This window comes from Bacteroides sp. CAG:633 (assembly GCF_000435115.1).
Classification (GTDB): domain Bacteria; phylum Bacteroidota; class Bacteroidia; order Bacteroidales; family Bacteroidaceae; genus Bacteroides; species Bacteroides ndongoniae.
Genome location: NZ_FR883109.1, coordinates 43,839 through 64,493 on the forward strand (window position 1 = coordinate 43,839; position 20,655 = coordinate 64,493).

General features: G+C 37.7%; 17 protein-coding genes. All 17 read left to right on the forward strand.

Annotated features, from left to right (window positions below):
- Window positions 1–20: 20 nt before the first annotated feature.
- Window positions 21–734, forward strand: coding sequence for a hypothetical protein (locus QVP67_RS11280; RefSeq protein ID WP_288180151.1), 714 nt, complete (start codon window positions 21–23; stop codon window positions 732–734).
- 47 nt (window positions 735–781) lie between these two features.
- The gene (locus tag QVP67_RS11285; RefSeq protein ID WP_022163668.1) at window positions 782–2,053 is read left to right on the forward strand and encodes an ATP-dependent Clp protease proteolytic subunit; all 1,272 of its coding nucleotides are present in this window, start codon (window positions 782–784) and stop codon (window positions 2,051–2,053) included.
- A gap of 15 nt (window positions 2,054–2,068) precedes the next feature.
- Window positions 2,069–3,142, forward strand: a complete 1,074-nt coding sequence (locus QVP67_RS11290; protein WP_022163669.1) for a hypothetical protein — start codon at window positions 2,069–2,071, stop codon at window positions 3,140–3,142.
- A 72-nt stretch (window positions 3,143–3,214) separates the two neighbouring features.
- Window positions 3,215–3,580: a hypothetical protein gene (locus QVP67_RS11295; RefSeq protein WP_288180140.1), complete on the forward strand. Its 366-nt coding sequence runs from the start codon at window positions 3,215–3,217 to the stop codon at window positions 3,578–3,580.
- Between the two features lie 13 nt (window positions 3,581–3,593).
- Window positions 3,594–4,904 carry a DUF2586 family protein gene (locus tag QVP67_RS11300; protein ID WP_022163671.1) on the forward strand — a complete coding sequence of 437 codons (1,311 nt, stop codon included), beginning with the start codon at window positions 3,594–3,596 and terminating at the stop codon, window positions 4,902–4,904.
- Between the two features lie 8 nt (window positions 4,905–4,912).
- Window positions 4,913–5,374 (forward strand): hypothetical protein, encoded by a 462-nt coding sequence (locus QVP67_RS11305; RefSeq protein ID WP_022163672.1) that lies wholly within the window; start codon window positions 4,913–4,915, stop codon window positions 5,372–5,374.
- A 140-nt stretch (window positions 5,375–5,514) separates the two neighbouring features.
- Window positions 5,515–5,901 (forward strand): hypothetical protein, encoded by a 387-nt coding sequence (locus QVP67_RS11310; RefSeq protein ID WP_288180141.1) that lies wholly within the window; start codon window positions 5,515–5,517, stop codon window positions 5,899–5,901.
- Window positions 5,902–5,933: 32 nt separating this feature from the next.
- Window positions 5,934–6,074 carry a hypothetical protein gene (locus QVP67_RS11315; RefSeq protein ID WP_288180142.1) on the forward strand — a complete coding sequence of 47 codons (141 nt, stop codon included), beginning with the start codon at window positions 5,934–5,936 and terminating at the stop codon, window positions 6,072–6,074.
- 108 nt (window positions 6,075–6,182) lie between these two features.
- Window positions 6,183–9,959, forward strand: coding sequence for a phage tail tape measure protein (locus QVP67_RS11320; RefSeq protein ID WP_022163674.1), 3,777 nt, complete (start codon window positions 6,183–6,185; stop codon window positions 9,957–9,959).
- A 6-nt stretch (window positions 9,960–9,965) separates the two neighbouring features.
- On the forward strand, window positions 9,966–11,006 hold the full coding sequence (locus QVP67_RS11325) for a DUF6046 domain-containing protein (RefSeq protein ID WP_022163675.1): 1,041 nt from the start codon (window positions 9,966–9,968) through the stop codon (window positions 11,004–11,006).
- A 5-nt stretch (window positions 11,007–11,011) separates the two neighbouring features.
- Window positions 11,012–12,436 carry a hypothetical protein gene (locus tag QVP67_RS11330; RefSeq protein WP_022163676.1) on the forward strand — a complete coding sequence of 475 codons (1,425 nt, stop codon included), beginning with the start codon at window positions 11,012–11,014 and terminating at the stop codon, window positions 12,434–12,436.
- 12 nt (window positions 12,437–12,448) lie between these two features.
- On the forward strand, window positions 12,449–13,366 hold the full coding sequence (locus QVP67_RS11335; protein ID WP_022163677.1) for a hypothetical protein: 918 nt from the start codon (window positions 12,449–12,451) through the stop codon (window positions 13,364–13,366).
- Window position 13,367: 1 nt separating this feature from the next.
- A complete protein-coding gene (locus tag QVP67_RS11340; RefSeq protein ID WP_022163678.1) occupies window positions 13,368–15,125 on the forward strand; it encodes a hypothetical protein in 1,758 nt (585 codons plus the stop codon).
- Complete coding sequence (locus tag QVP67_RS11345) at window positions 15,125–17,425, forward strand: hypothetical protein (protein WP_022163679.1); 2,301 nt, start codon at window positions 15,125–15,127, stop codon at window positions 17,423–17,425. The genes QVP67_RS11340 and QVP67_RS11345 overlap by 1 nt, the downstream gene beginning before the upstream one ends.
- Window positions 17,426–17,437: 12 nt before the next feature.
- On the forward strand, window positions 17,438–18,706 hold the full coding sequence (locus QVP67_RS11350; protein WP_022163680.1) for a hypothetical protein: 1,269 nt from the start codon (window positions 17,438–17,440) through the stop codon (window positions 18,704–18,706).
- A 368-nt stretch (window positions 18,707–19,074) separates the two neighbouring features.
- Complete coding sequence (locus tag QVP67_RS11355) at window positions 19,075–20,172, forward strand: RNA-directed DNA polymerase (RefSeq protein WP_288180143.1); 1,098 nt, start codon at window positions 19,075–19,077, stop codon at window positions 20,170–20,172.
- A gap of 81 nt (window positions 20,173–20,253) precedes the next feature.
- Window positions 20,254–20,619 (forward strand): hypothetical protein, encoded by a 366-nt coding sequence (locus tag QVP67_RS11360; RefSeq protein ID WP_022163682.1) that lies wholly within the window; start codon window positions 20,254–20,256, stop codon window positions 20,617–20,619.
- Window positions 20,620–20,655: the final 36 nt, after the last annotated feature.

Here is a 20,655-nt window from a genome sequence, read left to right on the forward strand (position 1 = left end):
ATTTGCACGAAGACTTACCTATGCTGCCAGATGATGACAATGTAACAATAGAAGAGGTGGAAGACAACCCTTTAGAGCAAATCTATTACGCGGTCAGAAGGGTATTGGAGTCTCTGCATGTGAACCCAGAAGATGACACATCACCTTTATTATTTCAAACAATAAAAATTGATAATGGCCAATTTGAACGTATTGTTCGATCAAAAGAAAACACTGAATATGCCATTGCTTTTCCAGCAGCTTTTATTCGATTTGTCAATGTACGTTATTTAGTGGCTCAGCAAAGAATTGGTGAGGGACGGGCCACAATGCGTATTCGGTTTGTATTGAATGATTTAAATAATAGTGACGATTATGTGGAAACACATGGTTTTCGTGTTTTTAATCAAATCAACACGGCTATTCAAGACGCAAAAGACAAAGAGCCGGCATTAAACGAACGATGCAACCTTACTTATTTTGATATGCCAGAATCTTTGGATAACGGATTACAGCCTTATTGGATAGACTATGAAGTATGGTTCCGCACCAGTTCTGCATTTCAGTATCGTAATTGGGTTGATAGATATTTGGTTATGCCGCCGTTTACTAATCATAGTGATGCTACAGAACACGATACAGATAATCATGGAGACCATAAAACTCCTACAATTGAAGAGGTGGCTAAGTTTGAGCCTTCTGTTGAGATAGAACAACCAGAAACTCCAGAAACAGACGATACAGAAGACGAATAATGCAACCATATCATTTGCAGACATCTATTCTTGTGAAAAAAGTTCTAATGAAAGCAGATGAATTGAAATATGTAGTGGGTGAAGTCCAAGAGTCTAAACCTGTTTACATGCGCTTTTATGGTCGTATTGATGAAGAAAGCACACGCTGTTTTAACGATGAGTTTTTATGGGTACAGGATTATATCAAACCTTCCAAGATTATTATCAGCATTAATAGTGAAGGTGGAAGTGTTCTGTATGGCATGGGAACTTTCGCTATCATTCAGCAATGCCCTATCGAAGTTGAAACGATTATTGAAGGGTTAGCCGCTTCAATGGCTTCAGTATTATGGGCTGCCGGCACCCGTTCTTATATGCGCGATTATTCCATTTTGATGATTCACAATCCATTTATTCGCGAAGAAGGCGAGACAAATCCCGACAATGAACAAACGATAAACGCATTCCAAAAACAAATTGAGACTATTTATCACAAACGTTTCGGATTGTCAAAAGCCAAAGTACGCGAGATTATGGATGGGCCAGAAGGATGTGATGGTACTTATTTTGATGCTAAATCCGCAGTTGAGGCCGGCATTATCTCTCCGGAATGTGTGTTAAAAACTTCTAAGCAGATTTGCAATAAAGTTAAAAATCAAATTGAAGGGGTGGTAGAAGCAAATGCGTTACAAAAAATAATGGCTTCTATCAATACCGAACTGGGCAATTTTAAACCACTTGACAATTCCAGTTCTATTCCTAATCAAAATCATATAGAAAATTCAAATTCACAAAAAATTATGAACGAAGAACAGAATTTTGCATTTGGTTCTGTATGTGCCCAGCTTGGTATGGATAAGGGTACTGAAGTTAATTCAGTCATTACTCGTATCAATGCCTTGATTGAAGCTGAGAAGAAAGTCAAAGAGATTCAAAACTCTTATGATACTTTGAAAATTCAAAAAGAAGGGCTGGATGCACAATTGACCAATGTACAAAACGAATTAGCGTCAGTAAAGAACGAATTGAAGGTTTATAAAGATGCAGAGCAAGCGCAGCGCAATGCAGCTATTGAACAATTTGTTGATGATGCTATTTCTGATGGAAAAATTGACGCAAGCGCAAAATCTAAATGGGTAGAAATGGCGCAAGGTAATTTTGAAATGGTTCAAGCTACTTTGAATTCAATTGCAAAACGTGATAAAATCTCTGCTCAAATCGCAAATGATCCTTCCAACATCGACAATGCAGCAACCGGTATGACCGATGCTGAAAAAGAGTTGGCTCAGAAAGTTGAAGCCGCAGTAGGCAAAGACTTCCAGTTTAAGAAACTTGACTAAAACAAGTAATAAGATATGGCAAGTTCAGTAAATTTTGCACAAAACACTTATGCCGGTGAGGTTTTAGAAGATTTGTTAACCTATACCGCCCAAGGAAATGATACTTATCAAGAAGGTTTGATTCATATTAAATCTGGCATTCAGCACAAATACACTATTCCATCTGTTCAGTTGGGTAAAATTATCCAAGATAATGTTCCAACTCCGACATCTACACAGGGGGCCGGTGCAGGAACAGCTGGAGGTTTGAACCAGTACACATTCACAGAACGTTATCTGGAACCCAAAGAGTTCATGGTATATCTGGAGTTCAATCCGCGCGATTATGAAAAGTATTGGAAATTCGCTCAGCCGGATGGTAATTTGGTGTTCCGCGAGCTTGATCCGAAGATTCAGGCAACTATGTTGCGTTTGCTGATGGATAAGAAGAATGAGTATATCGGTGAATCTATCTGGTGTTCAGCTAAAGGCGGTACATCTGCTGCTAAAATTACAGCCCCTTCAGGCGGTACAGAAATTGGTGGTGAAAATGCTGGCGGTCCGATGAAATATTTTGATGGTGTCATCAAGCGTATTTTGGCAAATACAGCTACAGGTGCCAGTGCAGAAGAAAAGGCCGGTGGACAAGTTGTTATTGCAGGAACCACTGAGTTATCTACAGGCGAAAACGTAGAAGCCGCTTTCAACGCTATGTGGAAAAAATGTCCAAAGCAGATTCGTAAAAAAGCCGGTTTGGTCTTTATCTGTGGTTGGGATATTTGGGATTTGTATGACCAGTATCTGAGCGATAAACAGGTGAAGTATTCGGACAACACCAAGGTAAATGAATACCGTTTTAAGGGTAAGCGTATTGTGCCTATTGTGGGTATTCCCGAACATACCATTGTTCTTGGTGAATTTACTACTGGTATGAATTCTAACTTGTGGATGGGTGTAGATTACGCTAACGACACGGAAGTTGTGAAAGTAGAACGTTTACAGGCAAACAGCGAGTTGTATTTCTTCCAGATGCGTATGAAAATGGATGTCAACATCGTTCGCCCTGCTGAGATTGTATGTTGGACTGCTTATACCAATGCAGCAGATTAAGCCAAATTATATCACATGTATTTCTTGGGGAGTGGAGGTAGTGCTCCATTCCCCTTTTTAAATTTAAAAGTTATGGCAAGACGTAAAAATACAGAAACTCCTGAAGAAGTTCAGGCACAGGAAGTTGGTCAAGTTGCAGAACAAGCAGCCTCTGACATAACAACACAGAGTGAAGAGACCGCAACAGAAAAGCCGGATCAAACAATAGAAGAACCGACTAAGACAACAGAAGAGCCAACAGATACAACGAACCATCAATCAGACACTGCTCCTGATATATCTGTGGAAATTCCTGAAAATGTAAAAAAGATATTGGCATCCTATCCGAATTATCCCTGCCTATATATTGACGTAAAAGGTGGCGTGTACCCAGAACATACACAACCTAATTTGGTTTCAGATGCTATTCTTTATCAAAATCCGTATTATAAACAATAAACGATAACAAAATATGGCATTAGGTGGTGTTTTTATGAGCGATACTGATGGCAATATTGGCAGTAGCTCAACAACCTCAACTGAAAAAGTTACCGGATTGCTGTTTGATATTTCCAAACAAGAAAGTTTCTTTGATGAAGGCGCAGGACTTGCAGCTAAAGATAAATTGCAAGGCACAGTTATTGAGATTAACTCAATGGATGATTTAAAAGATTTGGGTATTACCCCATATAGTGCTGATAGCAATGTAGATTTGTTGTTTGGTATTCCGTATTATCATATCAAGCATTTCTTTGGTATTCAAGGTGATAGTGGCAGACTATTTATTATGTTTGCTGACTGTAGTACAGACTGGAGTGCAATCGACCAGATGCAGCGAGCAGCACATGGTATGATTAATCAGCTTGGTGTGTGGACCGAACAGTCTTTGTGGAAGCAAACCGATGAGATGGCAGAAACATACAGCATTGATTTGGTTACAGGATTACAATCTAAAGCAGCATCATTGGCAGATGAAAACGCTCCACTCTCTATCGTGCTTAGTGCAAACCCTGCCGTTATTGCAACTGCTGATGAACCTAAAAAACAAGTTGAGTTAAGCAAGATTCCATCTTGTATAATTGGCGCACGTTTTGTGACAGTTTTGTTAGGTCAAGGGCTTGATGCAGATGTTACAGCCATGCAGGTAGCCAACCCTAATGTGACACCAGTTGGTAATATTGGCGCAGCTTTGGGATGTTTGGCAAATGCTAATGTGCAAGAATCAATCGCGTGGGTTAATAAATTTAATTTGATTGGTTATTTCCCTGATATTGAAATGGGATTCGGTGACGCAACTGTTGCAGATGATAAACTGACCAGTTCATTAAAATATTCTTCACTGAATAAAATCCAGTTGGATGATTTGGATGACAAAGGATATGTCTTTTTGTGTAAATATTCCGGTTTAGAAAGCGGAGTGTATTTCTCGAAAGACCAAACTTGTTCGGATGGTGATTATCGTACCATTGCTCGTAACCGTACTATTCATAAGTCAAGACGTGCTGTTCGTAACGCTTTGTTGCCTTATGTTAACTCGCCATTAAAAGTTGATCCTAGTACGGGATATTTGTCTACTGCAAAAATTACCATGTTCCAGAATATTGTTTCTGATATTCTGACCACAATGCAGAATAATGAAGAAATTTCTGGATTCTCAGTAACAATTGACAAGAATCAAAATGTGTTGAAAAACGACACATTGATTATTAAATACTCGTTAGTTCCTGTAGGTGTAGCAGCGCGTATTGAAGTAGTTGAAGGTTTGGCATTAACTAACAAATAATCGACAAAATGGCTATAATTAATAATGTCGCGTATAGTTGGTCCATGATTCGTATTTCCATTCCTGCATTAGATGTGTCGGAAGATTCTACTATTATGCAGGGAGTATCGGAAATCAAATGGAACAAGACACGTAAAGTAGAAAACAATTATGGTATTGGTGGTAATCCTATTAATCGCGGTTTTGGAAACAAAACTTGTACAGCATCTATTGTTATGGATTACAATACTGTATCTCAACTTCGAGCATTGGCAGGTTCATTAATGGATTTGGGAGAATTTGACTTGATTATCTCATTTACCAATGCGTATGCCGGGGAAGATTGGACTGCCGAGACCGTCACTTTAAAAGGCTGTATTTTTAATGAAGATGGTTTTGAAAGTAAACAAGATGACACCAATATCACAAAAGAATTCCAATTGAATCCTTTTGATATTATTACCGGTGAAGGTACTAGTTCGTGGCTATAACTTCTAATATGGTGTGTTTTGAGAGGTGGGTAATATATCCACCTCTTTTTTTCTTATCAATTTAACATATAAAATACAGTCAACACAAAACTTCAATTACTATCAAACGCTATTCTTGATAAAACATTAATATTAAAGTTATGGAAAATATGAACGAAGATTATTTCTCTTCTGAGAAGGTCCAGAGTGAGATTGAAAACAAGATTACAACATTGAAACAAAACGACCATAAGTTGAAACGTATTTACCCCATTATGGTGCTTGGAGATGTAGAAGCCGGGGAAAAGCCGTATTATATTGGATATTTCAAGCAGCCGCCATTTCCGGCGTTTAGTAAATATTTGTCGCTTTCTCAAAAAGACCAGGCCGGTGCCATGCGTGAGTTGGCTAAAGATTGTTTTTTGGATGGAGACAAAGAGCTTATTAAAGATGAATCTTTGTTTCTGTATGGTCTAATGCCTCATCTGGCCCAATTGATTGAAATGCGACAGGGTAAAGTCGTAAATTTATCAAAAGCTGGGAAGTAAAAGACGATCAATATTTTAGACATCGTTTAATAATGATTCGCCATTATTTTCCCGGCGTAAATTTAGATGAATTAGATGATGAAAGTTTTGCTATGCTCTCGGAAGAAGCTTATTGGCTGCATAGCAAAATGTTAATTACCCAGCAAGCTAATGCTTTGGGAATGCTTGCATAAAATTTCTTCTCTTTCCGTTTTTAGCCCTTTATCCAGTTAAGGATAAGGGGCTTTTTCAATCTTTAGACTAATCAAAAGGCTATTCTTTAAAAATAAATTTTTAAAAGGATGGCAGAAAATTATGTAGTTAATTATCAAATAAATGTTAATTCTGACCCAGCTTTAGAGTCTATCAGAAAGTTTCAAGAGGCAACCGCACAAATGGAAGCACTCTCCAGGCGTTTTGATACGATTACTAAAGGTATCGGCAGGGTTAATTCTGCATTGGCTTCATTGAATAAGGGGCGAGTGGAAATTAGGCTTGATACTTCTCGTGCAGAGGCAGGTTTAAGACGTGTGTTAAATCTATTATCGCAAGTAAAAGCACAAGCACAAACCACCATGTCTAATAACCGGGTACAGGTTGGGCGTGGCGCAACAACTATTGGTGGAACCTCTACATTAAACACCAGGAGTGCAGCAGTAGATTTGACTAATTTGGCGAAAAAAATAAAGAGTACACAGACTTCTATTGATAATATCAATAAACGATATATTCATCCGAAAGCCAATACTAAAACCGCTATTAATAGTCTTGATGCTTTAATCCGTAAGATACAGCAAGTAAAATCTCAAAGTAATATTACCATAACCGCTACCGCTTCTGGAGCTTCCAGAACAGTTAATCCAGCCGCTGTTCCTGCTGGTACAAGTTCTAGAACGTCCCGTACAAGTGGTGGTGCCGGTCATAGCACTTATTTATACCCTTCGACTCGTCAAGTGTTAGGTCCAACGTATGCAAATACTGGTGCTAATGTAGCCGGTGAGATGATTAAGGGAATGGGTATTGCGTATGGATTGAGTTCATTGTTTACTGGAGTAACCAGTGTATTTAGAGATGCCTCAGATTATAACAATATAGCGCAGACCACACGCAATATTTTGGCAACTCACGATCATGGTGTTGGTTTTGATGCCAGATTTAACGAGATGAATAATTTGATGCGTCAAGTAGGTGTTGAAACCAAATATACTGCACCACAAGTTGCTGAAGCAGGAAAATTTTTAGCAATGGCTGGTATGAATGTAGATCAAATCAAGCATTCTATTCGTCCTATTGCCGATATTGCTTTGGTTGGTGATACTGATTTAGGTGAGACTGCCGATGTTGTAACCAACATTATGACTGCTTATGAAATTCCAGCCAATCGAATGAATAATGCAGCTGATGTTTTAACTATGACGTTTACCAAAACCAATACTACATTGATGGAATTGGCAGAATCCTTTAAATATGCAGGTACTATTGCTCATCAGGCCGGATTGTCTTTTGAAACTTCATCCGCAGCGTTTGGTGTGCTTGGAGATGCTGGTATCAAAGGATCACATGCCGGTACCACTTTGCGTATGATGATTAACAACATGATGAACCCCACCAAGAAGCAATCTGCTGCTTGGGAGGCAATGGGTATTAAAACTAAAGACGAATATGGAAATTTGCGCAATTTTGCTGATATTCTTTCAGATTTGAATGAAGCTAGCAAACGAATGAGTAACGGAGACTTTACCACTTTGGTTGGACAAATGTTCCGTATTACAGCTGCTCCAGGTGCTTTAGCTTTGATAAGTCATGTGGATAAACTCAAAGACGTTGTAGATAAGAATTATTCTTCAATGGGATTGTCTTCTGATTTAGCAGGTGAAAAAAAGAATACTATACAAGGATTATGGTATCAAATGACTTCTGCTTTTACAGAGACGGGAATGCAAGGGTTTGAGCAGATGCAGGGAGTAATTAGAGATTTCTTGCAGCGTATGATTCAACTTATGCAATCGCCAGATTTTGCTACCGCATTAAAAGACATGTTGGATGTGTTTGTCCGAGTGGTTGACTCAATTGTTGGAGCTTTTAAAAATATTATAGGAATATGGAATTTGTTGCCACAATGGGCCAAAGATGGTTTGGTTGGATTTGTAAAGCTACAAATGCACTTAGGCATAATTTCTAGTATTTTACAAAGCATTATGAGTACCTTTATTATGATTAGAGGTATATTATTTGGTAGCTGGTTGGTAGGTATTAGCAAATATGTATCAACATTAAGCAAGGCTGTACAATATGTAACTCAATTATATGCTTTTAGTCGATTTGCCGGATTAGGACGAATGGCCTCAATTGGCCAGGCTGTAGGACGTGGTATTTTTAGTAGTACAGGTTTATTAGGGGCTGGTGCAGGTGTATCTACCGCTGCTCAAACAATTACCGCAGGCGGCGCAACAGGCGGTACCACCTTAGTTGGTGTATTAGGTTCTATCGGATCGTTCTTGTTAACTAATCCAATTGGTTGGGGGGTAATGGCCGCAAGTGCTATTGGATATATTGGTTATCAAGTGTATCAAACCTATAAAATTACAGAAGTTGCCAGATTAGCAAATGAAGCTTGGGGAGAAAGCTATAGACAATTAGGTTTAGATAAATTGAATTTAACTGACCCTGATGCTCTAATGATTGGCAATATGCGAGCGTTTAATAATGAGTTGTTGACTCAAAATGAACGTATTGCTCAATCTGCTGAATTATGGCATCGTTATTGGATAGAAAAAAATGGACCACAACCTCAACAGGAAGACCAAACCAAATATATTGAAACCTCTGAAGGTAAAGTATGGAAACAACAGTTACAAGCTGCCGATGCTTGGTTTGGTGTACATAGAGCCTTTATGCCTTTGGTGAATAGTTTAGGTGGACAATTCACTAGTAACCGTACTGTGTTTGCAGATGGCACGTCTTCATTGTCAAATTATTTACAATTAAATGGCCGTTCTATCTCAATTGCGTCTGGTGGACAATTAAATGAAAATGCAGCAGTGCAATTAATCTTAGCACAAATGGGCGCAGATCCTAATAATAAACAGCGTATTGCGTTAGAAAAATATCTTCAAACAGCTTTAACGTCTGCACATAGTTATCAAGATTATCTTAATATTTTGTCGGGTGCCCGTAAAAATTATATGCCTTCTACTTTTAATTCCAAATGGAATAATATTAGTAGTGAGACAGCGGAAGAGATGACTTTGAAAGACATTCAATCATCACAAGCGTATGTTTTGGCTCTTAGACAAAATATGGAACAGGTGTTTAATGAATGGAAGGTTTTCTCTCAGATACTTGCGGATGCAGACGCTGGAAAGGACATAGCACCAATTAGATTGCAACAAATTTTACAAGAGCGATTTGGACTTTTGTTTGATACCGCACATGGTTTGTTTGGTACAAATAGTTGGCTGGCATATATGCAAGATATAGTAGATAATCCTACTAAATATAAATTTGATTCTGTAAAAGAAGCAACTGGATATATTACTAATACATTTGACCAATTAATTTCATGGTATAATTTATTAGACTCACGATATAAACCATTATTTGCTTCATTTTTAAATCGTTCTGCATATAGCAGTGTGCTTCCAATGGGATATAATTTACCTGATGGTGGTGTAGATGGGGGCAAAAAGATAGGCGATCAAATGACTGTTAATGGAGTTACCTATACATGGAGTCAATTAGCTCCAGAATTAACTCCACATTGGAGAGATAAAGAGGGACGCATTTATACTCCTATGGATGCAAAAAATACCTTCAAGTGGACTCCAACTACAACCAACAATGATTTGTCTACTAATTTACATAATGGTTCTGACCAATCTCGTTATCGTAGCCATTATGACAATACTACAGCGGCCCCTAAACAGGTGATTGTACGTATTGAAAACCTTATGCGCGTGGACCACCAAACAATTGATATGACAGATGATAAGCAAGTGGCAGCTATTAATAATATTAAGCAAGAATTGGCCACAGCTTTGTTAGATGTAGTTCAAGATTTTAATGCAAATATGGCGTAAACAATTATGAGTTTTATAAGTTCTGCATTTTCTAATTTAACGATGAATACGTACAAAGGGCTGGCTAATACTGGAGTTAACGCAGTCTTTTCTACGGCAAACTATAGAAAAAGAGATGGAAAATTGAAATTTTATTCCCCTCGTGGATATGAAAGTGTGTTTGTGTATGCAGCTAAACGTACTATGATGCAAATGACATTTGCAACTATCAATGATCTTTATCCTAAATATTTAAGGCAGTTGGATCAAAAAAATACTGCCGCAGCTTATCAAGCCAATCAGGGAAAAGAATTACAAACAATCATTAAAGATGGGCAAAATGCTGATGCAGACACTTTCAATAAGCAAGGGGTTGTATTAAAATATCAAGGAAAACCAGCCAACGAGGGGTTGTTGTTATGGATTAAAAACGAAAGTGGGCAAGCACAATCCGTGACCTTTAATACATATTGGGATAAAATTAAAGGGTTAAGCAATGAAGCAGCATCCGCTTCTTTGCTTAATTCATCTACAGAAGTAAAGGTGCCGGGAGACCCCGTGTTCTTAGATTTAGGAGCTATTGTACAAGCACAAAGTTCTAATAATTTGGTATTAACCAAAGTACAAGGACGTGACTATTCTCGTAAAGAATTAATTTCTGGCGGTGATGTTAATTTTACTGTAACAGGGAAAATTGTGAGCAATTACCCAGATGTATATCCTTATGCGGAAGTATCTAAATTCATTACGTTAATGCAACATAAAGGAGTTATTCAGGTATGTAATCTGTTATTTCAACAGTTTAACGTGACCCAGATCTTAATAAAGGATTTTCAAATGGGTCAAAATGAAGGTTTTAAAAATGTACAACCTTATAGTTTTACTTGTGTAGCTGTTGAACCTGATGATGCCGTTACAGTAGTTGAAGATACTATTAACGCTACTAATTTGGAAATTGCTCAAATGCAGAAAAAGGGTTGGGCAAAAGTATTGTTAGACAATGTTAAAAAAGCAGCTGCTTCACAGGCTGCACAAATGTTGGAATCACTTACTTCTAATGTAATTTAGTTAATATGAAAAGTTCGACTCCGGTAGTATATCCAGATGGATTAGATATATTGGTTTGCAAAATACTGATTTGGGAACCAGCCGATAAAAATACAATTGATACAGATGACCCATCTGAAGATAAGTGTTTGGTTATTAGAGAGTGCGCAAGTATTGAGATAGAAGAATCATATAAAAAGCTAATAGGAACAGCATTAGTTAAATTTCCAAAAGGAACTATCATCAAGCGCACACAAACCGCAGAAGATTTAGAAAAGAATGGAGCCTCTATTGTTTATACAGAACGTTTAAATGACGGAACAATTACAGAGGCCCGTTCCGGATCTTCTTTAGCCCAACCTTCAGATTTTAAAGTTGGTCAACGTATTCGGATTTATTTAGGGTATTATCATGATAAGGGGCGGGTGTTTGCTAACGCTGAAGAACGCAGAAAGGTTATGGAAGAAGAGGCGTTAAATCATACCGCTAATTTTGATGGTTATATTGTAAAATGCAGTGTGTCCACACCCTTAGAAATCAAATGTGAAAATATAGCCAGTAATTTAAAAAGGAAGACGTGTCCAAATGTGATTATTAATAAGGCTACAGTTGTAGATTTGTTAAAATCAGACGGCAAATATAAATTGTTGGATGGCACTGGGTTAGAAATTCATCCAGATACGCTTAAAGAACAAACCGATATAGGGAAAATCAAGTTAAGTGATGATTTAACTGTTGCTGATGTTTTAACAGAATGGAGTAAGTATGGATTATATTGTTTTATATGTTACGAAGATAATAAGCCATATATTAAAGTAGGTATGCCATATTCTAAAAAAAAGACAATGGCTATAGCTAATAGCAATGAACCAGCTAACGGCACACTTATTCAATTCGATTATCATGTAGCGACTGACAATCTCACTTTAATGAATGTAGACCCTGCATATTTAGCGGTTTCAGCAGAGGGATTTAAGATGGAAGGAGACAAACAAATCAAATATAGTGTTACTATTCGTTTGAACCCTCAATGGACCGGCACAAGCGATACAGAGCATAAAAAATTTCAATTGTTGAATGAAACCAAATTGAGCAGAAAAGCAATGAAGATGGGCGCAGTCAGCAAATCAAAATCTAGTGATAAGGTTGATTTAAGTCAATACCACATTATACCTTACATATCCAGAAAAATTGATATTTCGGAAGACGAATTGGTAGAAGAAGCAGAAGAGTATTTTGAAAATTATAACCGTAATGGCGTTGAAGGCACTTTAACCATATTCGGAGATTTACATATCCGATCTGCTGCAAAAGTTGAATTGTTAAGTTTACGAAACCCAGAAAAAAACGGTTGGTATCGCGTAGAAGAAGTGAACACTCAATTTGGAGTCAATGGTTTTCGACAAACTTTAAAACTACCTTATTGTATCGCAAAACCCGAACAAGATTAAAAACGTATGAGTATGAAAAAGGATATAAGCAATTTAAATGCAAACGAAACCATTTATGAAGCAATCAGGCAAATTGCATTACATAAACTGGTCAATCCACATACTAATGTGATTAAAAATACTTCTAAAGTTTCTGGATTTGTAGTTAAAGTACATACAGATGCCAGCGATGAGTTATGTGGTACAGTAGATGTGCAGGAATATTTATCAGATTTGTCTGAAAAACAATATTTAGACAATGGTTTACCAGTAGGTTTGCATGAAGGAGTATATCTTTCGGCTATTCAAAATAATGAAAACGGATTAGTGATTATTCCTTATTTGTATTCAGATGTGGTCATTACTACGGACCCTGATACATTACGTGAATATGTGATTCAATATTCTCACGCAGATACAGTACAGATTGATGCTCATAATCAGGTTACAATCGGTGCTACTGAAACAAAAGAATGGGAAGACTCTGAAGATGGCCCAGATGTCCATGAGCTTGAAAAAACAGGTGTATATGCACATACTGTTTATACCCCCAAGTCTGCATTAACGGAAGTTGCAAAAGGCGAAAGCGATGCAGACAAGAGCAGTATAGAAGTTACTGCTGACCAAATATTATCAAAACATGATAAGACCGAGCTATTATTGGATGCACAACAGTTATTAGCAAAGTATGACGCAAAAGAAATTATTATTAAAAGCGATGGCGTGTATTTAGGTAGTGGAAATGCCAAAGAACCTGCTGTGTTGGGCAATCAATTGGCTACACTGTTAATAGATTGGTTAAGTGCATTGTCACAAATGATGACTCCCACTATGATGGGACCTCAACCGCCGGCCAATGTAGCTCAATTTATTTCTTTGCAAGCAAAGGTGCAATCATATAAAGCTGCTACATCCGGTATCTTATCAAAAACTGTAAAAGTTGCAGAATAATATGGCGCAATTAAATGAAGGTATCGCTAATATCCCTGAAGGCAGTGCTTTAGAAGATATGTATAATCGTTTGGTAGCAGGTCTGGAGGAAGCTTCTAAAGAAACTCTTCCAGACCTGACCGGACCGGATTATGTACATGTGTCAGAAGACGGAAGCGGTTTATTACAACTCGATAAAGCTGTTTTTCCCATTACTTTTGAAACTAGCATTGTTGATGAGGCTAAAATTAACGCTACTATTAAAGAGCATGAAGACATTACCCGTAAAAACGCTGCTTATTTATTTGCCAACGCTACAGTGACTAGCTTAGGAGTTGGAGATAGTGGTGGAATTAGCGGTGCCGTTTCATTAAACGGTGACTCCATGTTGGGCAAATTAAATACTTTGTATGGATTTTCATCCGGAGCTAATGGAATTAAAATCTTAGATGTTTATCAGACTACAGAAGAAGATCCGGCTGCCAGAAAAAGCATAGTCAGCATAGATGGTGAATTACACCTTAATGCACATGGTTTATATATTAATGGCTATAATGTTATTAGCTATGACAATGATATTTTATCACTTGATGCCAGCAATATTGCTTTAAATGGTGACGTAACTTGTTCTGGAGTGATCCGTTTAGGTGATTTGACTATTTCTAAAGATGGTATCAATTATAACGGTCTGGAGTTTTATCATTCCGGAAATGCAAATAGAAAAGAAGTAGATTGGACAATGCGTAATAGCCATGTATATGGCACATTTACAGTAGAAAATTCCAGCACTTTTAAATCAACTGTTTCCGCATTAAATGGTGTGACTTTAGGTTATAACAATACAGGTGTATTTGCCATTACTAAAGCCAAATTAGCACAACTTACCGGAGACCTTAATATTATTACAGGCGGCGTACAATTTGATGGGAATTATATTATTCATGTTAAAAATGACAATGTGATTTCTTTTTCTGCTGCAAATAAGATTTTGAATTTGGGAGATGACGGCACACAAAAAATCACCTTACAATCAGGATTATATGATGATGATGGCGAATATGAACTCATCTCTAAATTCGGATCCGCTTATTTCCCAGAATCATTTAAAGCTGGTCATGGATTAGGTAACACACTAATGACCACCTATAAAGTATCTACTGAAAATTCCGGCGTGGTTTTTCATCGTTATTTGAAATTTGTAGATACAGGAGGACCTGGATTTTATAGCGATGGTGAATTAGTTATTTTTGAAGGACCATTCCGATATAACGATACCAGTGAAGCCAGTACAGTACAATTAACTGAAAGATATAATACTTCGTTTGGATATAAGGTTTCGACTAGTTTATATGCGCCGGCCAATCGTGTATCTGCCAGCTTGATGTTTGCCACAGATGCAGATTTTTACGTTTTTGACAAACCGTTAGAAGGAAAAACATCTCTTGGAATTTCCGGTAGCAAAACCCGTATCTTGGAGAATACGCTATTCTTTAATGACAATATTTATTGGTTAGCTATCAGTGATGGTGTAAAACATTATGGCCATGCTTATTTTGTAGATGATATAGGCTCCGTTACTTTTTCTGCTGGCTTTGCCGGTAGTGGGTGGAAAATCTATAAAAATGGATTAACCGGAAATATTTGTGCAACATTTGATGAAGTAACCGTGCGTAAAAAAATGCGCATATACGAATTAGAAGTTCAAAAAAATTCTGCTACAAATGGCTCTATGTGGGTTAGCGATTCTTGTAGTGGAGATATTGTAGAAGAAATATTATAATGGCAGTATATTCATATCGAAAATTTAAAGTCAGTATTAGTGAAGATTCTAAAAAAACACAAGGGTTACATGTAGGAGATATTGTACGTAGGCAGTATTTCGATTCTCCTAATCTTATTTATTCGCTCATGTGTGTGTTAGAAACCGGAACAGATACTGTTACTGTAATTGAAAATGGAGAATCTGTGCAAAAAGAACGTCCGTGGTTTATTGGAGCATTGCTGGAAGGCGATGCCCCAATGTCCGGAGAATTGTTAGATTTTGTACGTGTTACTAATTTATGGGACGCCAACCGATTGGGAGCCATTTATATGACCGCCAGCGATGAACAGTCACCATATATAGATGTTATAGACGGTATTCCTGTTGAACAGAGTTTATGCTATCCATCCAGTATTAACAATGTGTCGTGGACTGATTATTTTTCCCAATATACAATAGTCGGTCGTGCGTATGTGACAGCGACTTATCAAAAAAGTTATCTGGATAATTACCGAATATGCTCATTTGTACGTAATTCGGTTACAGCCAACACCGGTACTTTTATCGGTTTGCAACAACACATTGAAAAAACTTTGGGCAATCCAGATCGTGTATTGATTTCCTATAAAATAAAGTCCAACCGCACATTAAACAATATTATCGCTTCGTTGGGATATACAGACGGTTCCAGAATAGACGGTACTTTAAATGTTACCTCAACAACCGAATGGACTTATCAACTTCATGCTATTACTGTAGATTTTTCAGACCGCTATCAACGTATGTTTTCTTTGAACGTGAACGATAATCTATCTGAAGGAGATACAGTGGAAATTTCTGATTTGAATATTGTATTGTTGTCCTCTGTCGCCAATTTTGCCGGAGGTTTAAAGATGCGTTTAGGAAAGCTTAACGGTATCAACGACCCGGTTTTCGGCACGTTGGATAATTATGGAGCCTATATGCAACGTTTGTACGCCACCCAGCAAGTCAACATTTCCGGTACGTTAACAGCCGGTGACGAGAACGGGTTCGGATGTACATTCTATGCCGGAAAGATACATAAAAACGTGGTTATAAATAGTGTTGCGTGCGACTTTGATTCTGCAACCAGTATTGTCGCTACTAGTGACAATCCTGTCGGCGTGGGTGAAGTATATAGTTCAGACCGTACCATTATATTAAATGCCCAAACAAATGCTTGGATATTGGGGAAATTAGGTAAACAATATTGTTTTTCTTTTTGGTTGAAAACAGATACCGATTGCGATATTCTAATCTCACAAAACGGATATTCCATCCGTACTATTATTGTGGAAGGAAACGGGACATGGCAACGCTATTCTGTGGCTTTTATCATACAAGACCCCAATCAAGATGTGCCTCTACAAATGTCTTTGCAACAGTCTGAAGGCACTATTTATTTTACCGCACCGCAAATTGAAAAAGGCAAATACGCCACCCAATACCAACCAACTGATGATGTGTTGTCATACGTAGAAGATTATGGAGCCTGGTTTAACAAAGGGGGCATCGGTGGAACTATTCAGAATCCATTACTTAAACTGAATGATGACGGCTCCATCTCCAGTAGAGACAATTCGTTTATTATTAATAATGACGGGACAGGACAGTTTGCCAATGGACGGTTTAAATGGACAAAAGATAAAATATTATTACAAGATGTCACAATCAAGTGGGAGGATTTGGATGAAACCACCCAAGAGGCTATTAAACCAAAATCAATCAGGATTCTTGGACCTACCGTATTTGTGCAAGAAAATGACACTTATGCCCCCACCAGTATTACTCTTCAGATAAGCGAAACCAATTTTGTGTCCACATCAAGTGGTAGAAAATGGTATTATCTCTCTTCTTCAGGGGATTATGTATTGTTAGAAGGTGAGAACGGACGCACTTTAACAATTTTACCTACAGCAAGTTATTGGCAGGAAAAAACAATATTAACTATAAAATGTGTTGTTACAATAAACTCTTCAGAATACTCAGATACTATTACTATACAAAAAACAAAAAATGGTGAAAACGTATATAGCGTGTTGATAACTGCTTCGCGTGGCACTATTTTAAAGGACGGTGTTGAAGAAACCACATTGACAGCCAGCGTATATTATGGCAATGAAGAGGTGACAAATTTAATTCCCGACAATATGTTTAGTTGGGTAAAGGAAAGTGGCAACAGTGAAAGCGACACAGAATTTGCCCAGCAACATGAGGGGTACGGAAGAAATTTAACCGTCCGATTAACCGATTTGATTAATACAGCCAAATTTGGCTGTAAAGTTGCTAAAGATTAATCATTGTTTATTATGGGATTATTAAATTTAAACAAAAAGACCGGCGATACATTTACAGCCGCAGAAGTTAATCAGATTGGAGCAGCTATCGACCAAAATACTAATGATATTGCAGAATTGCGCAGTAGCATGATGTATTGGTTTGTTGATTACGATGAAGGCAACAATACTGCATTAGCTGTTGGTGGAAATATGGAAGTTCGCCAGAATTATTTTGATATGTGTGGCCGTATCATTGTTAATCGAAATGGTGATGCTGCTAGGCTTAATGCCACAGACAGTAACTATTTTGAAGATGGTACAGCTGCAAAACATGATGGTAGTTATGGACAAACAATGGCATACAGACCACCTTTGTATGGCAAAGTAGTTCGTTTGTCATCTACTGTTGTACGAGTTTATAAAAGCCCAACCCCTATGCAGGGATTTACTTTATTGTATGATACTATTGTTGAGGGGGCGTTTTTGGGTTCTGTAGAAACTATTGATGGGCAAATCTGTTTAATGAGTTTGGCCAATACTTTACCTAAAGATAGTATTAGCATGTCAACAGCCTGGGGATATGCACAAAATTATGGTAAAGATTGGGGGTTAATGAATTGGACCGCTTGGAATGCGGACAATTTACTTGCTCACGATTTTTGTAAAAATCGTAATGTACGCCCCACTTTAGGCTCTGGTATTATTGGAGGCACCAACTCAGGGTCAGCATCAGGTGTAGCTTATACAATTCCGTCTGGATGTACTTTGTCTTTAGGCAATGCAAGCGGTAAAGTTTCGGTTACTGCGCCTGATACTTCTGAACAATTCTCGGAAGTTTCTTTATTTGGTAAAGAGTCAGCTTGGGGCAAAAAGTGGCAATTTATTGCCGGAAATATCCATAATGGTAGTACCATTTATATTTGGGATGATAATAAAGTAGTGAATGGCAACCCTCCATCTGGAGTTAATTATCGCACTGCCTATTTTAACAATGATACCAATAGTAATGGTAAATGCCCTACCAAGATGGCTTTTGGAGAGAAAGCAGATTTGTTACCTACAGCTTTTCAAACAACTAATAATACTACCTTAAATTATGCTGCAATGTGGTATATGAATGGTGGTGGTGAAATTCTGCGCGGTGGTGGGTGCGCGAACCACGGCTCGAATTGCGCCCCCGGTTACGTGGACGCGGGTTACTCTTTCGGGGACTCGCATTGGTCCGTCGTGCCTCGGCTCTCCTACTACGGTAAGTTGAATTTTGTTAATGGAAAAGAATTAGTAGCTGCTGCTGGCTAATTTTCCAAACTCTTTTTATTAGGGAATACTAATCTTGTATAGTGAATAAGTAAATTATGGTGGTGAGGTTTCTAAAAACCTTCTGCACGGTGGTGGGAACGCGAACAACGGCTCGAATTGCGCCCCCGGTTACGTGAACGCGAATAACTCTTTCGGGAACTCGAATTGGAACATCGTGCCTCAGCTAACCTTTATGGCCTACAAGCTAAAATATTTCTGTTTGAAGGAATCTCACACCATTTCTGAGTAACGAAATACTTACTTGGAGAAGATGTCTAACAGTGTACAATGGTATGGTAGGATTTGTTAATCCGAAGTAGCTGTATGCGGCTTAAAGGAGACTTTAAGTATTAAAAACAATTAAAATTGTGAAAAAAGAAGGTCATGTGATGTGCCGAATTCATTCGGTGAAAAATCTCAAAAAAGCGGTGCATAAATCGCAATTAGGTAAAAAGAAGAAATACGGTTGTATTAAATACAATAAACACCGTAAAGAAAATTTTTTGGCATTAAAAGAAATGTTAGTGAACGGAACTTTTCATACAAGTCCGTATAAAACATTTACCATTCGTGCAGATCAGGGCAAATTGCGCGATATTTCTAAATTGCCTTATTTTCCTGATCGTATTGTGCATCACGCAATCGTTAACGTTATCGAGCCTAGACGTGTACGTAGCTTCATACGTGATACATTTTGTTGTATTAAAGGGCGTGGTTTGATGGACGGTACCAACCGATTGCAAAGAGCTTTGAGGCGGTACCCTGATGCAACTAAATTTTGTTTAAAAATTGATTTAAAGAAGTTCTTTCCGTCTGTAACTCCGGCAATTATGAGTCGTGAATTCCATAGATTGTATAAGGACAAAGCGTTTTTAGCACTCATGGATGACATTATTTTTAGTACGCCAAAAGGATTACCGATCGGCTCTTTAACTAGTCAATTAATGAGCAATGTTTATTTATCTCCATTAGACCATTATGTCAAAGATCAATTAGGTGTAAAATTTTATTACAGATATTGTGATGATATAGTGGTACTTAGCGACCATAAGGGGTATTTGAAATGGATTCTACGTGAGATTAAAAAATTTGCATCAGAACGTTTAAATTTAGTTGTAAAAGACACTGTACAACTTTTTGAAGTTGAAAAAGTCGGCATAGATTTTTTAGGTTATCGCTTTTATCATAAACACAGATTATTGCGTAAATCTATCAAAAAACAATTTTGCCGATACATGAAGCGAGCGATGACCCCTCAACGTAAACAAGAGGTGTTAGCTGCATTAAAGGATGGTGTCAACATGGTAATTGTCGTCGTTTATGGTTTTTACAAACCGGTCTTAAAACATACCAATTGCCATCTCAATTACAATCACCTAAGCCTACACAAACTACAACTCAATGTCAATCAACATCAGCTTCATCTCGCGCTATCAAGCGTAGACGTGCTTACTTTGCACGTTTAGATGAATGTGAAGACATAATGATTTCGGCGATTAATCACGCTCGACTTAGTTATTATACTGATATTGTTTAATTGTTTTAGTATGAACGAAGTAGAATTGTATCGGGCTTATACTCCAGCACCTTTGTATGCAGATTTAGGACAGGGGTTAATCAAGGTGTATTTTAATGAGCAATCAAAAGAAGTAACTGTGCCTTTAATGGATGAAGACGCAGAGCCTCAGCAAGCTACAGAATATACAGCTTGGCATGTAGATGTAACCCCAGATTATAGTCATATTATCTCCAGCATTGTACGCAGTAAATATTCGCAAGACGATGTAGAAGCTATTTTATGTAATCATGTTGAAGGTCGTATTGAGGATGAATATGATGATTTGGTAGCTTGGAGATCTATGGCCCGTAATGTGGCTTCGCAAGTAATGAAGGCATTGGGAAAAGTCGTATAAATAGCAACACTCCTGTTCGAGAAAGCCTATTCTTAA

Coding starts and splice junctions, on each gene's coding strand:
- QVP67_RS11280 (WP_288180151.1), top strand. CDS start 21: ATGCTGCCAGATGATGACAATGTAACAATAGAAGAGGTGGAAGACAAC.
- QVP67_RS11285 (WP_022163668.1), top strand. CDS start 782: ATGAAAGCAGATGAATTGAAATATGTAGTGGGTGAAGTCCAAGAGTCT.
- QVP67_RS11290 (WP_022163669.1), top strand. CDS start 2,069: ATGGCAAGTTCAGTAAATTTTGCACAAAACACTTATGCCGGTGAGGTT.
- QVP67_RS11295 (WP_288180140.1), top strand. CDS start 3,215: ATGGCAAGACGTAAAAATACAGAAACTCCTGAAGAAGTTCAGGCACAG.
- QVP67_RS11300 (WP_022163671.1), top strand. CDS start 3,594: ATGGCATTAGGTGGTGTTTTTATGAGCGATACTGATGGCAATATTGGC.
- QVP67_RS11305 (WP_022163672.1), top strand. CDS start 4,913: ATGGCTATAATTAATAATGTCGCGTATAGTTGGTCCATGATTCGTATT.
- QVP67_RS11310 (WP_288180141.1), top strand. CDS start 5,515: ATGGAAAATATGAACGAAGATTATTTCTCTTCTGAGAAGGTCCAGAGT.
- QVP67_RS11315 (WP_288180142.1), top strand. CDS start 5,934: ATGATTCGCCATTATTTTCCCGGCGTAAATTTAGATGAATTAGATGAT.
- QVP67_RS11320 (WP_022163674.1), top strand. CDS start 6,183: ATGGCAGAAAATTATGTAGTTAATTATCAAATAAATGTTAATTCTGAC.
- QVP67_RS11325 (WP_022163675.1), top strand. CDS start 9,966: ATGAGTTTTATAAGTTCTGCATTTTCTAATTTAACGATGAATACGTAC.
- QVP67_RS11330 (WP_022163676.1), top strand. CDS start 11,012: ATGAAAAGTTCGACTCCGGTAGTATATCCAGATGGATTAGATATATTG.
- QVP67_RS11335 (WP_022163677.1), top strand. CDS start 12,449: ATGAAAAAGGATATAAGCAATTTAAATGCAAACGAAACCATTTATGAA.
- QVP67_RS11340 (WP_022163678.1), top strand. CDS start 13,368: ATGGCGCAATTAAATGAAGGTATCGCTAATATCCCTGAAGGCAGTGCT.
- QVP67_RS11345 (WP_022163679.1), top strand. CDS start 15,125: ATGGCAGTATATTCATATCGAAAATTTAAAGTCAGTATTAGTGAAGAT.
- QVP67_RS11350 (WP_022163680.1), top strand. CDS start 17,438: ATGGGATTATTAAATTTAAACAAAAAGACCGGCGATACATTTACAGCC.
- QVP67_RS11360 (WP_022163682.1), top strand. CDS start 20,254: ATGAACGAAGTAGAATTGTATCGGGCTTATACTCCAGCACCTTTGTAT.